This is a genomic window from Nocardiopsis mangrovi, from assembly GCF_042653925.1.
Lineage (GTDB): Bacteria > Actinomycetota > Actinomycetes > Streptosporangiales > Streptosporangiaceae > Nocardiopsis_B > Nocardiopsis_B mangrovi.
This window is the reverse complement of sequence record NZ_JBHSFQ010000023.1, coordinates 1-16,685: the sequence shown is the minus strand read 5'-3', so window position 1 is coordinate 16,685 and position 16,685 is coordinate 1. Positions and strand designations below refer to the sequence as shown.

At 73.3% G+C, this 16,685-nt stretch carries 11 protein-coding genes; 6 read left to right on the top strand and 5 right to left on the bottom strand.

The window, feature by feature from the left end; translation table 11 throughout:
• Nucleotides 1-131: 131 nt before the first annotated feature.
• Nucleotides 132-1,136 carry a Gfo/Idh/MocA family protein gene (locus ACFO4E_RS20780; RefSeq protein ID WP_378577298.1) on the top strand — a complete coding sequence of 335 codons (1,005 nt, stop codon included), beginning with the start codon at nucleotides 132-134 and terminating at the stop codon, nucleotides 1,134-1,136.
• Between the two features lie 137 nt (nucleotides 1,137-1,273).
• Nucleotides 1,274-1,738 carry a cyanase gene (gene cynS, locus ACFO4E_RS20775; protein WP_378577296.1) on the top strand — a complete coding sequence of 155 codons (465 nt, stop codon included), beginning with the start codon at nucleotides 1,274-1,276 and terminating at the stop codon, nucleotides 1,736-1,738.
• A 270-nt stretch (nucleotides 1,739-2,008) separates the two neighbouring features.
• Here the strand turns inward: cynS and ACFO4E_RS20770 are convergent, their stop codons facing one another.
• The gene (locus ACFO4E_RS20770) at nucleotides 2,009-2,887 is read right to left on the bottom strand and encodes a sulfotransferase family protein (RefSeq protein WP_378577294.1); all 879 of its coding nucleotides are present in this window, start codon (nucleotides 2,885-2,887) and stop codon (nucleotides 2,009-2,011) included.
• Between the two features lie 377 nt (nucleotides 2,888-3,264).
• On the opposite strand from ACFO4E_RS20770, the gene ACFO4E_RS20765 reads away from it, so the two are divergent.
• Entirely contained in the window at nucleotides 3,265-4,041 is a 777-nt protein-coding gene (locus ACFO4E_RS20765; RefSeq protein WP_378577292.1) for an SIR2 family NAD-dependent protein deacylase, read from the top strand.
• 18 nt (nucleotides 4,042-4,059) lie between these two features.
• On the opposite strand, the gene ACFO4E_RS20760 is transcribed toward ACFO4E_RS20765, so the two are convergent.
• Both ACFO4E_RS20760 and ACFO4E_RS20755 read right to left on the bottom strand, forming a co-directional pair.
• Nucleotides 4,060-7,476, bottom strand: coding sequence for an NACHT domain-containing protein (locus ACFO4E_RS20760; RefSeq protein ID WP_378577290.1), 3,417 nt, complete (start codon nucleotides 7,474-7,476; stop codon nucleotides 4,060-4,062).
• Nucleotides 7,477-7,527: 51 nt separating this feature from the next.
• Nucleotides 7,528-9,660, bottom strand: a complete 2,133-nt coding sequence (locus ACFO4E_RS20755) for a protein kinase domain-containing protein (protein ID WP_378577288.1) — start codon at nucleotides 9,658-9,660, stop codon at nucleotides 7,528-7,530.
• A gap of 549 nt (nucleotides 9,661-10,209) precedes the next feature.
• On the opposite strand from ACFO4E_RS20755, the gene ACFO4E_RS20750 reads away from it, so the two are divergent.
• The gene (locus tag ACFO4E_RS20750) at nucleotides 10,210-10,599 is read left to right on the top strand and encodes a VOC family protein (RefSeq protein ID WP_378577286.1); all 390 of its coding nucleotides are present in this window, start codon (nucleotides 10,210-10,212) and stop codon (nucleotides 10,597-10,599) included.
• Nucleotides 10,600-10,703: 104 nt separating this feature from the next.
• On the opposite strand, the gene ACFO4E_RS20745 is transcribed toward ACFO4E_RS20750, so the two are convergent.
• Both ACFO4E_RS20745 and ACFO4E_RS20740 read right to left on the bottom strand, forming a co-directional pair.
• Complete coding sequence (locus ACFO4E_RS20745) at nucleotides 10,704-11,378, bottom strand: uracil-DNA glycosylase (protein ID WP_378577284.1); 675 nt, start codon at nucleotides 11,376-11,378, stop codon at nucleotides 10,704-10,706.
• Between the two features lie 173 nt (nucleotides 11,379-11,551).
• Entirely contained in the window at nucleotides 11,552-13,315 is a 1,764-nt protein-coding gene (locus ACFO4E_RS20740; protein WP_378577282.1) for a serine/threonine-protein kinase, read from the bottom strand.
• Nucleotides 13,316-13,500: 185 nt separating this feature from the next.
• On the opposite strand from ACFO4E_RS20740, the gene ACFO4E_RS20735 reads away from it, so the two are divergent.
• Together ACFO4E_RS20735 and ACFO4E_RS20730 are read left to right on the top strand one after the other, a co-directional pair.
• The gene (locus ACFO4E_RS20735) at nucleotides 13,501-15,333 is read left to right on the top strand and encodes a protein kinase domain-containing protein (protein WP_378577280.1); all 1,833 of its coding nucleotides are present in this window, start codon (nucleotides 13,501-13,503) and stop codon (nucleotides 15,331-15,333) included.
• Nucleotides 15,334-15,483: 150 nt separating this feature from the next.
• A partial coding sequence (locus tag ACFO4E_RS20730) for a serine/threonine protein kinase (RefSeq protein ID WP_378577278.1) occupies nucleotides 15,484-16,685 on the top strand: 1,202 nt, incomplete at its 3' end.

Genomic DNA, 16,685 nt, shown 5'->3' with positions numbered 1-16,685 from the left:
GACGGCTGCCCCCGGCGGGCACACCGGGGTAGCATCGGGCCGCCGGGCCGGCGCCCGCCGGACGGCGGGCCGCACCCCCCGGGAGGACACGCATGACGACACCGGCAGGCGAACCTGTTGGGAGCGCTCCCATGCAATGGGGCGTCCTCGGCGCCACCGCCGCCATCAGCCGCCGGGTGATGCCCGCCATCGCGGCCGGAGGCCGCACCGAGCTGGCCGCCGTCGCCGGCCGGCCGCGGAGCGCCGGGCGCACGGCGGAGATCGCCGCGGCGTACGGCGCCCGCGCCCACCACGACTACGACGCCCTGCTCGCCGACCCCGCGATCGAGGCCGTCTACATCGCCCTGCCCAACAGCGAGCACGTCGGCTGGACCCTGCGCGCCCTGGACGCCGGAAAGCACGTCCTGGTCGAGAAGCCCATGGCCCTGTCGGAGGCCGACATCGTCCGCGTGCGGGACGCCGCCGGCGCCGCGCGGCGAACGGTGATGGAGGCGTTCATGTACCGGTTCCACCCGCAGCAGCGGCGCGCGGCCGAGCTGCTCGCCTCGGGAGAGATCGGCGACCTGCGGGTGGTCCGGGCCTCCTTCGCGTTCCTGATGGGTGCCGCTCCGGGGGACATCCGGCTCGCCGCCGGCCTGGGCGGCGGGGCCACGTGGGACGTGGGCTGCTACGCGGTGGACGCCGCGATGCTCCACTTCGGCCGGGCGCCGCGCGCGGTCCGCGCCGTCCTGTCGCGCAAGGCCGGGGCCGACGTCGACACCAGCGGCACGGTGCTGCTGGACTTCGGCGGGGGGCGCAGCGCCGTCCTCGACCACTCCATGGACTACGGCCCCCGCTCCTGGCTGGAACTCCAGGGGACGCGCGGCTCGGCCGCCATCCGCAACGCCTGGGCCGGCGCGGCCGAGGACGGCGTCATCACCGTCGTGGGCGAGCAGGGGGTCCGCGACGAGACCGTGCCGGCCGCCGACCACTACCGGCTCCAGGTCCTGGCGCTCACCGACGCCGTTCGCGCGGGCGCGCCGGCGCCGATCCCGCTGTCGGAGTCGCGGAGGACGGCGCGGGTGCTGGAGGCGGTCTTCACGTCGGCCGCCGCCGACGGCGCGGCGGTCGCGGTCGACGCCGAGGGGACCGGCTGAGAGCGGCCCGCGGGATCGGCTGGCAGGAGAATCCGGCCTCGGCCCCGCCTCCGCGCTGGCGCCGGGCGCCCCCGGTTCCTAGGGTCGGGTGGCAGGCCGGACACATGCCCGGAACCCACGAACAACGGAGGTGCGGAGTGTCCTTCACCCCGATCGATCCCCTCGGCCGTGCGGAGGCGGCCGAGGCCGTTCTCGACGCCAAGCGCCGCAAGAACCTCACCTGGGAGGAGATCGCCGCGGAGGTGGGCCGGTCCAAGGTCTGGACGACCGCGGCGCTCCTGGGGCAGCACCCCCTCGGCGAGGAGCAGGCGCGCACCGCGGGCGAGCTCCTCGGCCTGGACCAGGTGGTCGTCGACGCGCTCCGGCTGCCGCCGGTCCGGGGCGAGGCCGTGGTCGACCCGAGCGAGCCGATCGTGGCGCGGCTGGAGGAGATCGTCCAGGTCTACGGCGGGACCGTCAGCGAGCTGATCCGCGAGGAGTTCGGCGACGGGATCATGAGCGCCATCGACTTCCGGATGGACTTCCAGCGGGTGGCGTCGGAGGAGGGCGACCGCGTGGTCATCACCCTCGACGGCAAGTACCTCCCGTACCGCGAGTTCTGACGCGGTTCGGCGGGGGGCCGGCGGCTCGGCGGGCGGCTCCCGCCGAGCGCGGCCCCCCGCCGCTCGACCCCTGGCGGCCCGGCGGTCCTGGCGCCCGGCGGCTCGGCGTTCACCGGCGACCGGAACGAGGCCCGGATGCGGCTGCTCGCCCACGACGTCACGGGGCACGTCTTCGACGCCGGGCACGACCTCGCCGAGGATGTCCCCGGCGAGGTGGCCGGCGTGGTGGTGCCCTTCCTGGCGGATCGGCGCTGAGGACGGCCGGCCCGGCTACGTGTACCCGAGCCGGGCCAGTTCCGTCTCGGCCACCGAGCGCACGTCGCGGTGCTGGTCGGCGGTCAGCCGTGAGCGCCACGCGCCGATGCCCGTGGCCTCGGTGGTGACCAGCTCCATGGCCGAGACCCGTGCGCCGGTGAACTCGCGCAGGTGCTCCGCCGTTCCGACCTCGTTGCCGAACAGGTCCTCGTAGCGGAGTGTCATGAGCCGGTCGGCGCCCAGGTCGCCGCGCAGGCGCGCCGAGAGCCGCACCGCCCCGCGCCAGCGCAGCGCGCACTTGGTCGCGGTGGACAGCCGCGGATACTCGTTCCGCTCGTGCTCGGACTCGATCCCGAAGAACGGGTTCGGCAACTCGTCGCCGACGTTGGCCAGACCCGGCCGGAACCACGCCAGGGAGCGTTCGTCGGCGAGCATCGCGGCGGCGACGTCCCGGCCGTCCCGGATGACCTGGACGAAGAGCGCGTCCTCGAAGGCCGTCCGCAGCGCGGTCGCGCTGTAGAGCAGGTCGGGGCTGGCGTCGCCGAAGCGGGTGGCCTCGCGGGCGTGCCGGCAGGGCTCGCCGGCCTCGCGCGCGCTGACCGGGGTTCCCGGGCACAGCGGGCAGGTGAGCGGGGTGAGCTGCCACGACTCGGCGAACGCGTCGCGCAGCAGTGTGGCCGTCCCCGATGCGCGCTCCTCGGCGATGGAGGGGCGGCGGGCGACGGCGTAGACGGCGTTGAGGACGCCGGGATCACCGGATCCGAGGTAGAACCCGGGGGCGCGCCCCAGTGCGCGGGCGATCAGGTCGACGCCCGAGTGGGGGGCGCCGAGAACGAAGACGGGTCGGTCGACCTTCGTCCCGTTCACGACGAGGATGTAGGGCGGTTGCTTCATGTCTGGGCTGATTTTTGCACTCTTCGCCGAACATCGCCCCATCCGGTGGCCCGCCGTGCGCGCGGCACGGCGACGGGGTCGCGCCGCGCCCCGGTGGATTCGGCCTCCCGAGCGCCCAATGTCCCTCCCGCATACCCGCCGTGACGTGAGAGTACCGTGTTGCGGCACTTACGTGTTTTTGTCCTTGTGGATCTTCCATGAAACAGCCCGGAGGCAACGGGACTTTCGGCCCGTCCGGCGATGTGAGATGGCGCGCATACGGAAGCGATACCCGCCGCGAGCCGCTCCCATAAGGGCCGGGAAAAGGCGGTGCCCTCCCGGGCGCACGACTGCCAGAATGACCGGATCCCGACGTCCCACGACACCGAGGACCACCGATGAACGCCGCATCCGACCGCGCCCGAGCCGTTGAGATCATGGCCTCCGCCGACCGCGTGACGGTCCTCACAGGTGCCGGTGTCTCGACGGACTCCGGCATTCCCGACTACCGCGGCCCGCAGGGCGTGTGGACCAAGAACCCCGGCGCGGAGGCGCTGTCGGACCTGAACACCTACATGTCCGACGCCGACGTCCGCCGCGAGGTGTGGCGGATGCGCCGGTCCCACGCGGTCTGGGCGGCCGATCCCAACGCGGCCCACGCGGCCCTCACCGACCTCGACCGCGCCGGGCGGCTGCACGCGGTCGTCACCCAGAACATCGACGGGCTGCACCAGGCGGCCGGGACCGACCCGGCCCGCGTCATCGAGGTCCACGGAACCGTGCACTGGGTGGTCTGCATGGAGTGCGACGAGCGCACGCCGATGCCCGAGGTGCTGACGCGGCTGGAGGACGAGTCGGACCCGCGCTGCCTGCTGTGCGGCGGCATCCAGAAGTCGGCCACGATCTCCTTCGGCCAGCGCCTCGACCCCGATGTCATCCAGGCCGCCGTGGACGCCACGGCCGACGCGGGGGTCTTCGTCGCCATCGGGACGTCGCTGATGGTCAACCCCGTGGCCGGACTGTGCGACATCGCCCGGCAGAACGGGGTCCCGCTGATCATCGTCAACGCCGAACCGACCCCCTACGACCCCGTGGCCGAGGTCGTCCTCCGCGATCCGATCGGCGAGGTCGTGCCGGAGCTGGTGCGGGAGGTTCTGGCGGATCGGGCGGAGTGACAAGGCGGCGGAGGGGCGTCAGGCGGAGCCTGCGGGGTTGCTGTTCTGGTCGTCGCCCCCGCCGCCCTGGCGGTGCCTCCGCCGCTTCGACGACCAATCGGCATTCCAGCCCCTCCATATGGGGCTGGAGTCATCCGGCACCGCCTCGTAGGCGTCGAACGGTGATTCGACGCGCGGTCCGGGAGGCATATCCCTGCTGTCCCTGATGGCAGGGGTGTCGTCCGGTGCCGGTCCGGTGCCCCGGGACGTCGAGGGGGGCCGCCCGGCCTCCAGAGGGTCTTCTCGGGCGGAGAGGAGGCGGTCGAGGTCGGCGAAGATCCGCGACACGTCGTGCACCCGCTCTGATGAGGGCGCCGATTCGAAGTGGGGACGCAGCCGGGCCAATACCGGCTCGACCTTCTCCCGGGCCAATTGCGGGCCGGCGACGACGGCACGCACTGTCGACAGGTGCCACAGGAGGAGATCGCACAAGCCGACGCGGTACATCCATCCGGGACGCGCGTCCAAGTCCTCCGCCGCTTGGCGGAGGACCAGCAGTTCCAGGCGTCCCAGCTCCTGTGTGCCCAGCAGGCGTTTGAAGCGCCGGAGACGTTGCTCGTCGTCGCCGTCAGGCGGTGCGAGTCGCAGGGACAACAGGTCATGGGCTTCGGCCCAGAGCCGCGGGGTCTCGTCGTAGCGGTCCCGGCGGTCGATGGAGTACCAGGTGCCCAGATCTGCGCTCGTGTGGCGCAGGTAGGGCAGGAGCATCAGCGTCATCCGCGCCGCTGTGCCGTTGGCGCGCAGTGCGACCGAGCGCAGCAGCTTCGACGTCACCGACCCGTAGTCGATGCTGACCGCATAGGGGTCGTCGACGTCGAGCCGGTCGTCCCGGCTCGAACGCAGCTCGAAGCCGATGCAGTCTCCGACGTTCACCGGGTCGCCGGTCTCGCGCTCCAACACGGTCCGCGCGTCGCCGCCATGGGTGAAGCCGGTGTGCCGGACCCGGATGGTGTCCAGCGTTCCGTGCCATTGGGAATCCGGCAGGGCGCGCCAGAGCCCGGCCACACCCCGCCATTCCTGCCAGGGCGCCGCCGCATCGGGGAACAGCTCTTTCAGGTCCACCCCGTCCTCGGCGACCAGCGTGAGCAGCACGGCGATATTGGCCATGTGAACGCCTTGGCGCTGGGTGATGGGCAGGCGCTGGGGCAGGTAATCGGAGAAGGAGCGGTTGGGAGCGGGGAAGGGCGCGTCGCGAAAGAGTTCGATCAGCAGCTCGCGCAGGTCGGCCCGTGCTTCAGGCGCGTCGGCGAGTTCCCCGGTGAGCAGATCGGCGGCGAATTCGACCACAGCGGCACGCCCGCCCAGAGCGGCGAACGAGGTGAGCGCGTAGAAGAGGCCGTCGTCCAGTGGGGCGGTGAAGCGCCGCCGCGCGTTGAGCCTGCGATCGACGGCGAGGTCGCGCAGGGCCGAGGTCACCATGCGCGCCACCAGGTACTCGCCGAACGTGGCGTGCAGGAACTCGTACACGCTCGCGCTGCCCGCCTGGACCCGCGCCCGGGACTCGTGGACGAAGAAGAACCGCCCGAGCACCTGGTCGGCGTCGCTGACCGCCCCGTGCAGTCCCGCGGTGTCGCCGGGGCGGACGGCGGCGTCGGGGAGCAGCACGGCGAGGTCGTTCTCCAGCTCGGCGGCCGTCACCGTCTGCCGGCCCCGGGCGAACATCGCCATGGCCACGATCTCCAACCGGTTCAGCTCTTCCGCGATCCGCGCGTCGCGATCGCGCTCCGGCAGGTGTGCGGCGTGCTTGTTCACCTCGCGCCTGGCGAACATGGTCAGCAGCTCTTCGTACAACTCGGCCCGGGAGAAGCGCGAAGCGGACTCCTGGAGCGCGTTGCCGTCCACGTCGTAGATGAGCAGCATGAGCAGGAGCAGCGGCTGTTCGGCCAGTTCACGGTAGGGCAGGACGGACGCGAGGGTGGGGGGACGCAGACCCGCCGCGGCGAGCGCGGCGGCGTTGGAGTCGTTCCAGATGTCGATCATCTGGCCGATCTGCGCTTCGCTGAAGGGCTCCAGCCGGACGATCGGTGCCCCGGTCGGGAACCGCATCCGGTCGGCGACCACGGTGCGGCTGGTCACGATGACGATCACCGGCTCGCCCATGGCGCGCTGCTGCTCCTGGAAGCGCTGCACCTGCTCCAGGTAGTCGGAGCGGTTCACCCCGGTCGCCTGGAGCAGTTCGTCGAAGCCGTCGAGGATGACGACCGGGATCGCGCCGTCGGCGGACTCCGCGAGGTCCCGCCACGAGGTGGGGGTGTGCAGCGTGGCCGCCAGGCCCTCGTCGATCTGGGCGTGGATGGGGGCGTTGGGGGAGACCGTGCGGAGTTCCACCCTGACCGCGACGAAGTCGCTCTCCGGAAGCCGGGCCGCCAGCATCTCGGTCAGTTTGGACTTGCCCGCGCCGGGATGGCCGAGGATCACCAGGGGGGCTTCCGTGGCCTCGATGCGGGTGAGCAGGTAGGCCAGCACGGATTGCAGGTCGTCGACGGTGGGGAACTCCGCCCACCAGGCGTCTTCGGACGGTCGCGCGGAGGGCCTTGCCGCGGCCAGTGAACCGCGCGGTGCCAGGTACGCGTGCTCCAGGGTGGGGAGGGTGAAGGAGCCGGGCGTGTCGTCCGAGTTCAGCACGGGGCGGTCGAGGACCGCGCGGTAGGCGGCCGCCAGCTCCCGGCGGCGCCGCTCGATGGGCCGCCCGGTGGAGGTGGCCTCCAGCAGCCCGTGCAGGCGGTCCAGCCCCGCCGACACCGCGTCCAGGCGCGTCCGGGCCGCCTTGTCCCGGTGGAACGCCGCCCACACCCCGAATTCCGGCATTTCCGCGGCCAGGCGCAGGTACGACTCGCGGTAGCGGCGGGCCGCGACGGCGGATATGCGGCCGCGCCAGTCCATGTGTCCGGGGTCGCCCGGCGGTGCGTTCTCCGGCATCGGCTCGGAGAAGTCCAGCTCACCCGGATGGCCTACGGCGATCGGCATGCCCCCGCCGCCGGCGAGGATCACCCCTCCGTCGATGTCGAGTCCGAGGACCGGATGGTCCCGGATGACGTCGAGGATCCTCCCGTGCAGTTCGTCGGGATCGGCTCCGGCGGCGGAAAGGCCGCTTCTGCACTCGGGATCGCCGAGGACCTCGTCGACCGCCTCCACATAGGAGGTCACGATCAGCAGGTGGTGGGCCGCGTCGATGCGCTCGGTACGGTCCCACCTGCCCACCCCGGAGACCCGCTCGCGCAGGCTGTTCAGCGCCTCCCGCCCCTTGGACACGAGTTCGGTCCGCAGACCGAACAGGTCCGGCACCCCCAGCATCCCCAGCCCGCCGTCCACCAGCTTCTCCGCCAGATCCAGCAGGGTGGAGTCGTCCTTGCCGAGGATCTTGAGGGCGTCGGCGTAGGTCGGGCGCTTGGCCATAGGGGGTGACGGCCTTTCCGGTGTCCGTACGGGGGGTGGTCCCGGGCGGCGTCAGAAGTGCAGAGCCCAGGAGTTGAGGGTGCCGGAGTCCTGCGCGGTCCTGTCCTCGATGTGGAGGGTCCATGTTCCGGCGGCCTGGGCCGATGAGGCGTCCACGGTGTATTCGTGCGGTTCGTCGAAGGCTTCGAGCTCGAAGGAGGTGCCGTCGGGGGCGATCAGCTCGATGCTGAGGTCTGTGAGGTAGGTGTGGTCGAGGTCGACGCTGACGCCCAACGATGTTGGAGCGGTGCCCTCGACGCCCGTCACCTCGATCGTCGATTCGGCCGTGGACTGGTCCTCGATGGTGACCGGCGAATCGCTCTCGAACGTCCCACCACCCGACGCATCCGACCCACCCGAATCACCCGAATCACCCGAGCCGAAATCCAGGCTCCAGGAGTTGAGGGTGCCCGTGTCCCGCGCCTGGTTGTCCGCGATGCGGAGCGTCCAGGTACCCGCCGCGTCGGCCGCTGACGCGTCCACGGTGTACTGGTGCGGCTGGTCGAAGGCTTCCAGTTCGAAGGAGGTGCCGTCGGGGGAGACCAGCGCCATGTCGAGGTCTCCGAGGTAGGTGTGGTCGAGGTCGACGGTGACGCCCAGGGCGGTCGGTGCGGAACCTTCGACACCGGTCACCTCGATCGTCGATTCCGCGGTGGACTCGTCCTCGATCGCGACCGATGAACCGCTCTCGAACGACCCGCCACCCGACCCGGTCCCGTCGTCCGCCCCTCCCGGTCCCGGGTCCTCCCCCTGACTGACGACGAACAGCACGACCACGCCGCCGGCGGCGGCGACGGCGATGGCCAAGGAGAGAGCCACGATCCAGCCCAGCCACTTCGACCCCGGGCCCCGGGGGGGTACCGATGGCGGCGGCCCGGATGGGAAGCCCCCTGCGGGCGGCGGCCCGGGCGGAAAGCCCCCTGCCGGTGGTGCTCCGGGCGGGAAGGCCCCCACTGATGGGGTCATTCCCGGCGGGAACGTGCCCGCCGGTGGTGTCATTCCGGGAGCGTACGTGCCCGCCGGTGGTGTCATCATTCCCGGCGGGAAGGTCCCCGCCGGTGGCGTCATCCCGGGTGGGAAGCCGCCTGCCGGCGGTGTCCCTCCGGGAGGGGGAGTGCCGACCGGCGGTGTCGTTCCGCGCGGGGGAGTCCCCGGCTGCGGCTCGGGGGCCATCTGCTGGGCCATCACCGGCGGCGTCGCATCCGCCGGCGCCTCCGCCTCGTCGCCTGCTGTCGGCGTCGGTGGAGTCAGCGGTGGTGCCGGGGAGACCTCGGTGACGACCACGGTCGGGTTGGGGGCGTCCACCTGAGCCCCCGCCTCTGAGGGGGGTGCGTCGAGCAGGGCGAGTGCCTCGGCGATCGTCGGGCGGTCTCCGGGCGACTTGGCCATCAGCCGCGTGATGAGGGGCGTCAGCGCTCCCGCGCGCGTCGGCTGCGGGGGCTCCTCGTAGACCACCGCGTGCATCGACGCGGGTGTCGAGTCGCGGGTGAAGGGCGAGATCCCCTCCAGGGCCTCGTGAAGCGTCACCCCGAGGGAGAAGAGGTCGCTCGGTGCCTGGCCCTTGTCGCCCTGGATGCGTTCCGGCGCCATGTAGGCGACCGAGCCGATGACACCGCCCGTGACGGTGAGCGAGGCGTCCGTCTCGTGGGTCGCGATCCCGAAGTCGGTGAGCAGGATCTCGCCGTTGTCGGCGAGCATGACGTTGCCCGGCTTGATGTCGCGGTGCACGATCCCCGCCGCGTGTGCCGCACCGAGCGCCCTCAGCATGGCCCTGGCCACGTCGGCGGCCTCGCTCACGGACAGCGGGCCGGACGCCCGCAGGCGCTGGTTCAGCGCACGGCCCACGACGAGCTGCATGACGATCCAGGGGACGTCGTCCTCGACGATGACGTCGTGCACGCTCACGATGTTGGGGTGGTCGCGCAGCCGGGCGGCGTTGAGGACCTCCCGCTCCGACCTCGCGAGCCGTTCCTCCCACTCGGCGGTCGATGCGGATGGCGGGACCGTCAGTCCCTTGACGGCGACATCGGCCTGGAGCCGGTGGTCGCGTGCCTTCCATACGGTCCCGAAGCCGCCGGAGCCGATCGGCTCGATGAACTCGTATCGTCCGCCGATCCGCTGTCCTGGTCTCACGGTTCGGTCCACCGTTCAGAAACCTTCCCGTGTAATCGAATGACGACGCGAGGAAAAGGGTAGAACATCCCTCCATGTCGGAGGACGGGGCACCGCCTCATCGCGGACCCCGGGAACCGGGTGTCGGAAGGCCCCGGGTGCGATGCGTTCCGCGTCGAGAGCAGCGACGAAGTGTCGGCCGCGGCGAGGAGCACTCGCGGCCGACACGCAGGTGCCGCGCCCGGGACGGCGGCCGTTGGCCGCTTCCGGCCGATCGTTCGTGTGCCGCCCCGGCCACCTCTCCGGCCGGAGAAGGAGGTCCGCTGTCCGGTCGGTGTCCGGGCGTGAAGCGAGGCCATCCGAGATCAAGTTGTGATTGTGCCGCATGACCTGGACACATCCCGCCCCGTGCACCCCGTGGGGGCACGGGGGCTCCTGGGCGCCGGTCCGTTGCGCACCGGACGCGGCCGCTCCCATCCCCGGGAGCCACGCAGTCGGAAACCGCCGTGCACCGGGGAGGACCGGGGTGGGATGATGCCCGGTGGCCCAGCCGCCGCAGCCTCGTCACGCACCGGAGGAATCATGCCGTCGCCCGTCCGCAACGTCACGATCGACTGTGCCGAGCCCTATGCGCTGGCCTCTTTCTGGAGTGAGGTCATCGGGGCGCCCATGCACCCCGACAACGCGCCGGACGAGGCCGAGGCCTACATCGACACCCCGGAAGGCCAGCCCGGCCTGCTGTTCCTGAGGGTGCCCGAGGGGAAGACGGTGAAGAACCGCGTGCACCTCGATCTCGGTCCCACCTCCGGCTCCCGTGATGGCGAGGTGGAACGCGTCCTCGCGATCGGGGCGACCTTCCTCTCCGACTTCCGGACGGACGACGGGAAGGGGTTCGTGGTGCTGGCCGATCCCGAAGGCAACGAGTTCTGCATCGAGCGCAGCGACGAGGAGCTGGCCGCGGCGGGGGACTGAACATCTGATATCCGCATATCCGGTATCCGCCCCCGCCCCCGCCCGCCGCCCGCGGCCGGACCCGGTCGCGCCGCCGGGCCGGCCGCTTCCGCCCACCGCTCCGGCTACGGCAGCCGCCAGTCGACCGGCGCGGTGCCCAGCTCCTCCAGGAGGGCGTTGGCGCGGCTGAAGGGGCGCGAACCGAAGAAGCCGTTGTGCGCCGACATCGGGCTGGGGTGGGTGGACTCCACACAGGGCACCCCGGGCATCAGCGGGCGCAGGTTGCGGGCGTCGCGGCCCCAGAGGATCGCGACCATGGGGGTGCCGCGCGCGGCGAGGGCGCGGATGGCCTGCTCGGTGACCTCCTCCCAGCCCTTGCCCCGGTGCGATCCCGGCGAGCGGGGGGCGACCGTGAGGACGCGGTTGAGCAGCAGCACGCCGCGCTGGGTCCAGGGGGTGAGGTCGCCGTTGGAGGGCCCCGGCAGACCCAGGTCCTCGGAGTACTCCTGGTAGATGTTGCGCAGGCTGCCCGGCAGCTTGACATCGGGGGCCACCGAGAAGCTGAGCCCCACCGCGTGCCCCGGGGTGGGGTAGGGGTCCTGCCCCACGAGCAGCACCCGCACGTCGTCGAAGGGCTGCTGGAAGGCGCGGAGCACGTTCTCGCCGGCGGGGAGGTAGGTCCGCCCCGCGGCGACCTCCTCGCGGAGGAAGTCCCCCATGGCCGTGATGCGGTCGGCCACCGGCTCCAGGGCCTTCGCCCAGCCCTCGTCCATGATCTCGTTCAAAGCTCGTCCTGACATGCCCCGAACGATAGCGGGGCGCGGTGACACGAAAAGCCTTATCGCGCAGGGAATCGCGCCGTTCGGCCGACCGGATCGGACACTTCGGACAGAGGCGCCGCATGCCGCCCCGGCGCGCCTCCGTCGCCGCGCCCCCGTACACCCGGATACCCCCGGCCGGGCCGGAGCGGCCGTCAGCCCCCGGCCGCGCGGCGCCGCCAGTGGGCGAGGCGTTCGGCGGCGCGGACGGTCTCGGGGTGGTGCGCCCCGAACAGCCGGTGGTGGTCGCGCAGGAGGTCGTCGTAGCGGCGCGCCGCCTCGGCGGGGTCGCCCGCGTAGCCGATGTAGGCGGCCAGGTAGTGGCGGGCGCGCAGCGTGGTGGCGTGGCCGGCGCCCAGCACCCGGGCGAGATCGGGGACCAGCGCGTGCAGCAGCGCGACGGCCCGGTGCCGGTCGCCCGTTTCACCGACGTCGAAGGCGAGGTACAGGCGGGTGGTCAGGACCCGCTCGGAGTCGGGGCCGTGCACCGCCGACAGGTCGGGCAGCAGCTCCTCGTGCACGCGCGCGGCCGTGGCGTGGTCGCCGGTCCGGCCGGAATTGGTGGCCAGGTAGTAGCGCGCGGCCAGCGTTTCCGGGTGGCGCCGCCCGTAGACGCGGTCGAGGTCGGCGAGCAGGCCGGTGAACAGCGCCACCGCCCGGCGCGGGTCGCCGCCCTTGCCGGCCAGGTAGGCGCCGCGGCGGCGGGCCCTGAGGGTTTCGGGGTGGTCGGCGCCGTAGGCGTGGACCAGGTCGGGCACCAGTCCTTGGAGCTCGTGCGCGGCCTCGGCGACCAGCCCCGCCCGCGCGCGTTCCTCGACGGCCTCCAGGCGCTGTCCCAGCGCCCGGCGGGCCGCTCCGGACGAGGCCGCGGGCCCCGACGACGGCGGCCCGGCCGAGGCGGGCCCGGAGGCCGCCGGAGCGGACGACGGGGGAGCGGCGGGCGCCCCGCCGTTAGGCCCGGTGCCGGCGGGGTGCGCCGCCGGCACCGGGGGTACCGGTGCCACCCCGCCGGAGCGGGGGGCGGAGATCCGGGGATGGGGCCCCGACAGCAGCGCCTCGGGCCCGGTCACCCGGTGGTGGGGCCGGGACGGGCCGCCGGCCAGGAACGGCTCCAGGCGCGCCCGGACCTCGGCCCCGGAGGGACGCCGTTCCGGTGTCTTCTCCAGCATGGCCGACACCAGGGCGGCGAGGTCGCCGGGGATGCCGCTGCGCAGCTCGGCGGGCGGGCGCGGCGCCTCCACGAGGTGCATGCGGATCACCCGCATCGGGTCGGGGTCCTTGAACGGAGCCACCCCGGTCAGCAGCTGGTAGAGGATCGTGCCGAGCGAGTAGAGGTCGGCCGCCGCGGTGACCGTCTCGCCGCGGATCTGCTCCGGTGACATGTACAGCGGGGTGCCGAAGATCGCGCCGGTGCGGGTGAGCCGCCGGCTCTGGGCGGCGGCGTCGGTGAACCCCGCGATCCCGAAGTCGAGCACTTTGACGGTGCCGTCGTCGACCACCATGAGGTTGCCCGGCTTGACGTCGCGGTGCACGATGCCCGCGGCGTGCGCGGCCGACAGCCCCGATACCGCCTGGGCGATCCAGTCGGCGGCCTGGTCGAGCGGCGGGAGGCCGGCGGCGCGCACGATCGCCGAGAACGTCCGCCCGCGCACGAGCTCCATCACCGCGTAGACCGAGCCGTCGTGCTCACCGACGTCGTGCAGGATCACGACATTGGGGTGCCCGGCGAGCCGCGCGGTGAGCCGCGCCTCGCGCTGGAAGCGCGCCACGATCTCGGTGGAGCCGACGTGCTCGGGGCGGATCAGCTTGACCGCTACCGGCCGGTCGAGCCGGTCGTCGACCGACCGCCACACCTCGCCCATGCCGCCGGCGCCCAGCCGCTCCACCAGCCGGTACCGGCCATCCAGCACGCGTTCCACCAGCGCTCCGTCCCCTGCCTTCCGTCTCTTCGAATTCGCAGCGTACCGGCTGTATCGGCGGCCGGGGGCGGCCCCGGCCGGACGCCCGCCCCACGCCCGGCATGGGCCCGTTGTGCCTGCCGTTACCCTTTACTCCTACTCCTCCTTGGTGTCACCCATGTCCCCTTGTGGAATGAGCGTTTCCCGTGAGTTCTGAGTTGTTCGTCGGCCCCGATGCCCAGCCCGACAAGTACCGGCTGGTCAGGTCCGTGGGGCACGGCGGGGAGGCGACGCTGTACCTGGCGGAGGTGACGCTCGCCGGCGGGACCGAACCCGTTGTGGTGAAGGTCCTCGACTCCGAGGTCGCGGGAACCCCCGAGCAGTTCGCCGAGCTGAGCCACCGGTGGAACGAGCAGGCGGAGCTGCTGCGGTTCATCAACCGGCTGGGCGTGGTGGGGGTGCGCGAGCACTTCGAGGGCGCCCCCGAGCACCCGCGCGGCGGAGCCGGGCGGGGCGCCGAGCGCTGCCTGTACCTGGTGATGAACTACGTCGAGGGGCTCGACCTGCGCGACTGGCGGGCGGAGAACCCCGTCGACGGGCCGCGGGCGCAGCGGGAGGTGCTGGGCTACCTGGAGCAGGTCGCCGAGATCCTCGACCTCCTGCACTCCGGCCGGGCGACCCCGTCCAAGCGGGTGGTGGTGCACGGCGACCTGTCGCCGGGCAACATCATGATCAGCACGGAGGGGCAGGCGACGCTGGTCGACTTCGGGCTGAGCCGGATCGCCGCCCGGCACATGACCGCCAAGCCGTGGTTCACCCCCGGCTACGCCGCCCCCGAGATCTTCACGGGGGAGTACACGGCGGCCACCGACCGCTACGCGTTCGGCGCCATCGTGTTCTTCGCGCTCACCGGGGAGGAGCCGCCGCCCAGCCCCGAGCAGCTGCGGGCGGCCTACGCGGGACTGCCCGTCCTGGCCGGCGCCGGACCCCAGCAGCGCGACAAGGTCATGGCGATGTTCTCCGCCGACCCGGCCGCACGCCCCATGTCCCTGGACTGGATCCGCACGCTGCGTTCCCTGAGCACGTCGGTGCAGTGGAGCATGCCCGTCGGAAATCCGGCCGGCGGCGGCTTCCCCGCGGTCGGCCCGGCCCCGCTGTCCGCATCCGGCCACGGGGCCACGGAGCCGATGAGCGGTCCCGTGGGCGAGCCCTCCGCCGGGCCGGGGCCGGGGCCGGCGGCCGCCCACGCCTATGCGGCGCCCGGCCCCGCCGCGCCGGGCGCGCCCACGGTGCCGGCCGGCCGCCCGCCCGCCGGGGCTGCGTCCGGAGCCCCCGCGGCACCCGCGGCCGACGCCGGAACGGTCCCCGCGCGCACCCCCCGCAAGCGGCGCACGGCGCTGATCGCGGTGGCGGCCGCCGTGGCGCTCCTCGCGACCGCTGGCGGGGCGGCCGCCTTCGTCCTCTCCGGTGACGGCGCCGATGTCACGGCCGCCGCGGACGACCCGGAGCCCGGAGGAGAGGCCGACCCCTCGGTTCCCGACAACGAGGGCGGCTCCGCCGAGAGCGGCGAAGGCAAGGGCGACGACGACGCCCAGGACGCGGACGCCGCCGACGAGGCCGGCGACGAGGAGGAGGGGCGGACGGTCAACGACACCCCCGGCGCCCCGCTGTCGGGGTCGGCCCAGATCCTGCCCGCCGCCGGGTATGAGAGCGGATCGGCGACCCTCGGCGACGTCACCTACGCCGAATCGCTGAAGGTCAGCGGCGAGTGCGCCAAGCCGTCCGCCGAGTACAACCTCGCGCGCGGCTCGGCCGACCTCCGGTCCACCGTGGGGCTCACGGGAGGTTCCGGCAGCGCCACGTTCTCGGTGGTCGGCGACGGCGAGCGCCTGTTCTCCGAGACCGTGTCGGCCGGCGACACCGCCGATGTCGACGTCTCCGTGCAGGGCGTCATGCGGCTGCGGCTCACCGTCGACTGGGGCGGCTCCTGCCCCTCGGGCGGGACCGCGGCGGTCTGGGGCGACCCCAAGCTGACCTGACCGCCGCGGCTGCGCGGCCCGCTGCCGGACCGCGCAGCCGGGCGGGAACGCGTCGCGCGCCTCACGGCGCCCGCAGGCCGTTACGCTGGCGGACACGCCCGCGGAGGCGCGGCGGTCCCCACCACCTTCCCGATCGGAATGAGGGCTCTCGTGAGTTCTGCGTTGTTCGTCGGCCCGGATTCGCAGCCGGACAAATACCGGCTGGTCAGGTCGGTGGGGCGCGGCGGAGAGGCCACTCTGTACCTGGCGGAGGTCACGCTCGCCGGCCAGACGGAGCCGGTGGTGGTGAAGGTCCTCAACGCCGACGCGGTCGCCAACGAGGAGCAGTTCGCCGAGCTCAGCCGCCGGTGGAACGAGCAGGCGGAGCTGCTGCGGTTCATCAACCGGCTGGGCGTGGTGGGGGTGCGCGAGCACTTCGAGGGCGCCCCCGAGCACCCCGGGGGCGGCGCTCCCGGTTCCGGCGACCGGTGCCTCTACCTGGTGATGAACCACGTCGAGGGGCTCGACCTGCGCGACTGGCGGGCCGAGCGCACCGCCGACGGCCCCCGCGGCCAGCGCGAGATCCTGCGCCATCTGGAGCAGGTCGCCGAAGTGCTGGACCTGCTGCACGCGGGCCGGGCGACCCCGTCCAAGCGGGTGGTGGTGCACGGCGACCTGTCGCCGGGCAACATCATGATCGGCGACGAAGGCCAGGCGACGCTGGTCGACTTCGGGCTGAGCCGGATCGCCGCCCGGCACATCACCGCCAAGCCGTGGTTCACCCCCGGCTACGCCGCCCCCGAGATCTTCACCGGCGAGTACACGGCGGCCACCGACCGCTACGCGTTCGGCGCCATCGTGTTCTTCGCGCTCACCGGGGAGGAGCCGCCGCCGGCGTCGGAGCAGCTGCGCGAGCGCTTCGCCGCCCTGCCCATCGTCGCGGCGGCCACCCGTGAGCGCGCCCGGATCCTGGCGATGTTCTCCGCCGAACCCGACGACCGCCCCGCCACCCTGGAGTGGATCCGGGCGCTGCGGTCGCTGGCCACCTCCGCGCCGTGGAGCATGCCCGCGACCGACCCCGGCGCGGCGGTAGCGGCGGCCGCGGCCGCCGCGCCGGGGCCGGCACCGGTGCCCTCGGGGGACACCGGCCCGACCTTCCCGGCCGCTCCCACCGCCCCCACACTCCCTTCTGTCACGTCGCCGCCCCTCCCCGACGGCGCGGCGGCCGCGGGACCCGTCCCCCCTGCGGGGACGCCCGGCCCCGGGGCGCCGGCCGGAGCGCGGCCGCCCGCCCCGGGGACCGCGCCGCCCCAGGGCCCGGCGTTCCACGGGCCGCCGCCCGTCTCCGGGCCGCCGGCCGCCGCCCGGACGGG

Bases quoted from the DNA above. Each gene is read 5' to 3' on its own strand.
- ACFO4E_RS20770 (WP_378577294.1), bottom strand. From the start codon at position 2,887: ATGAAGCAACCGCCCTACATCCTCGTCGTGAACGGGACGAAGGTCGAC.
- ACFO4E_RS20780 (WP_378577298.1), top strand. From the start codon at position 132: ATGCAATGGGGCGTCCTCGGCGCCACCGCCGCCATCAGCCGCCGGGTG.
- ACFO4E_RS20745 (WP_378577284.1), bottom strand. From the start codon at position 11,378: ATGTCAGGACGAGCTTTGAACGAGATCATGGACGAGGGCTGGGCGAAG.
- ACFO4E_RS20760 (WP_378577290.1), bottom strand. From the start codon at position 7,476: ATGGCCAAGCGCCCGACCTACGCCGACGCCCTCAAGATCCTCGGCAAG.
- ACFO4E_RS20765 (WP_378577292.1), top strand. From the start codon at position 3,265: ATGAACGCCGCATCCGACCGCGCCCGAGCCGTTGAGATCATGGCCTCC.
- ACFO4E_RS20750 (WP_378577286.1), top strand. From the start codon at position 10,210: ATGCCGTCGCCCGTCCGCAACGTCACGATCGACTGTGCCGAGCCCTAT.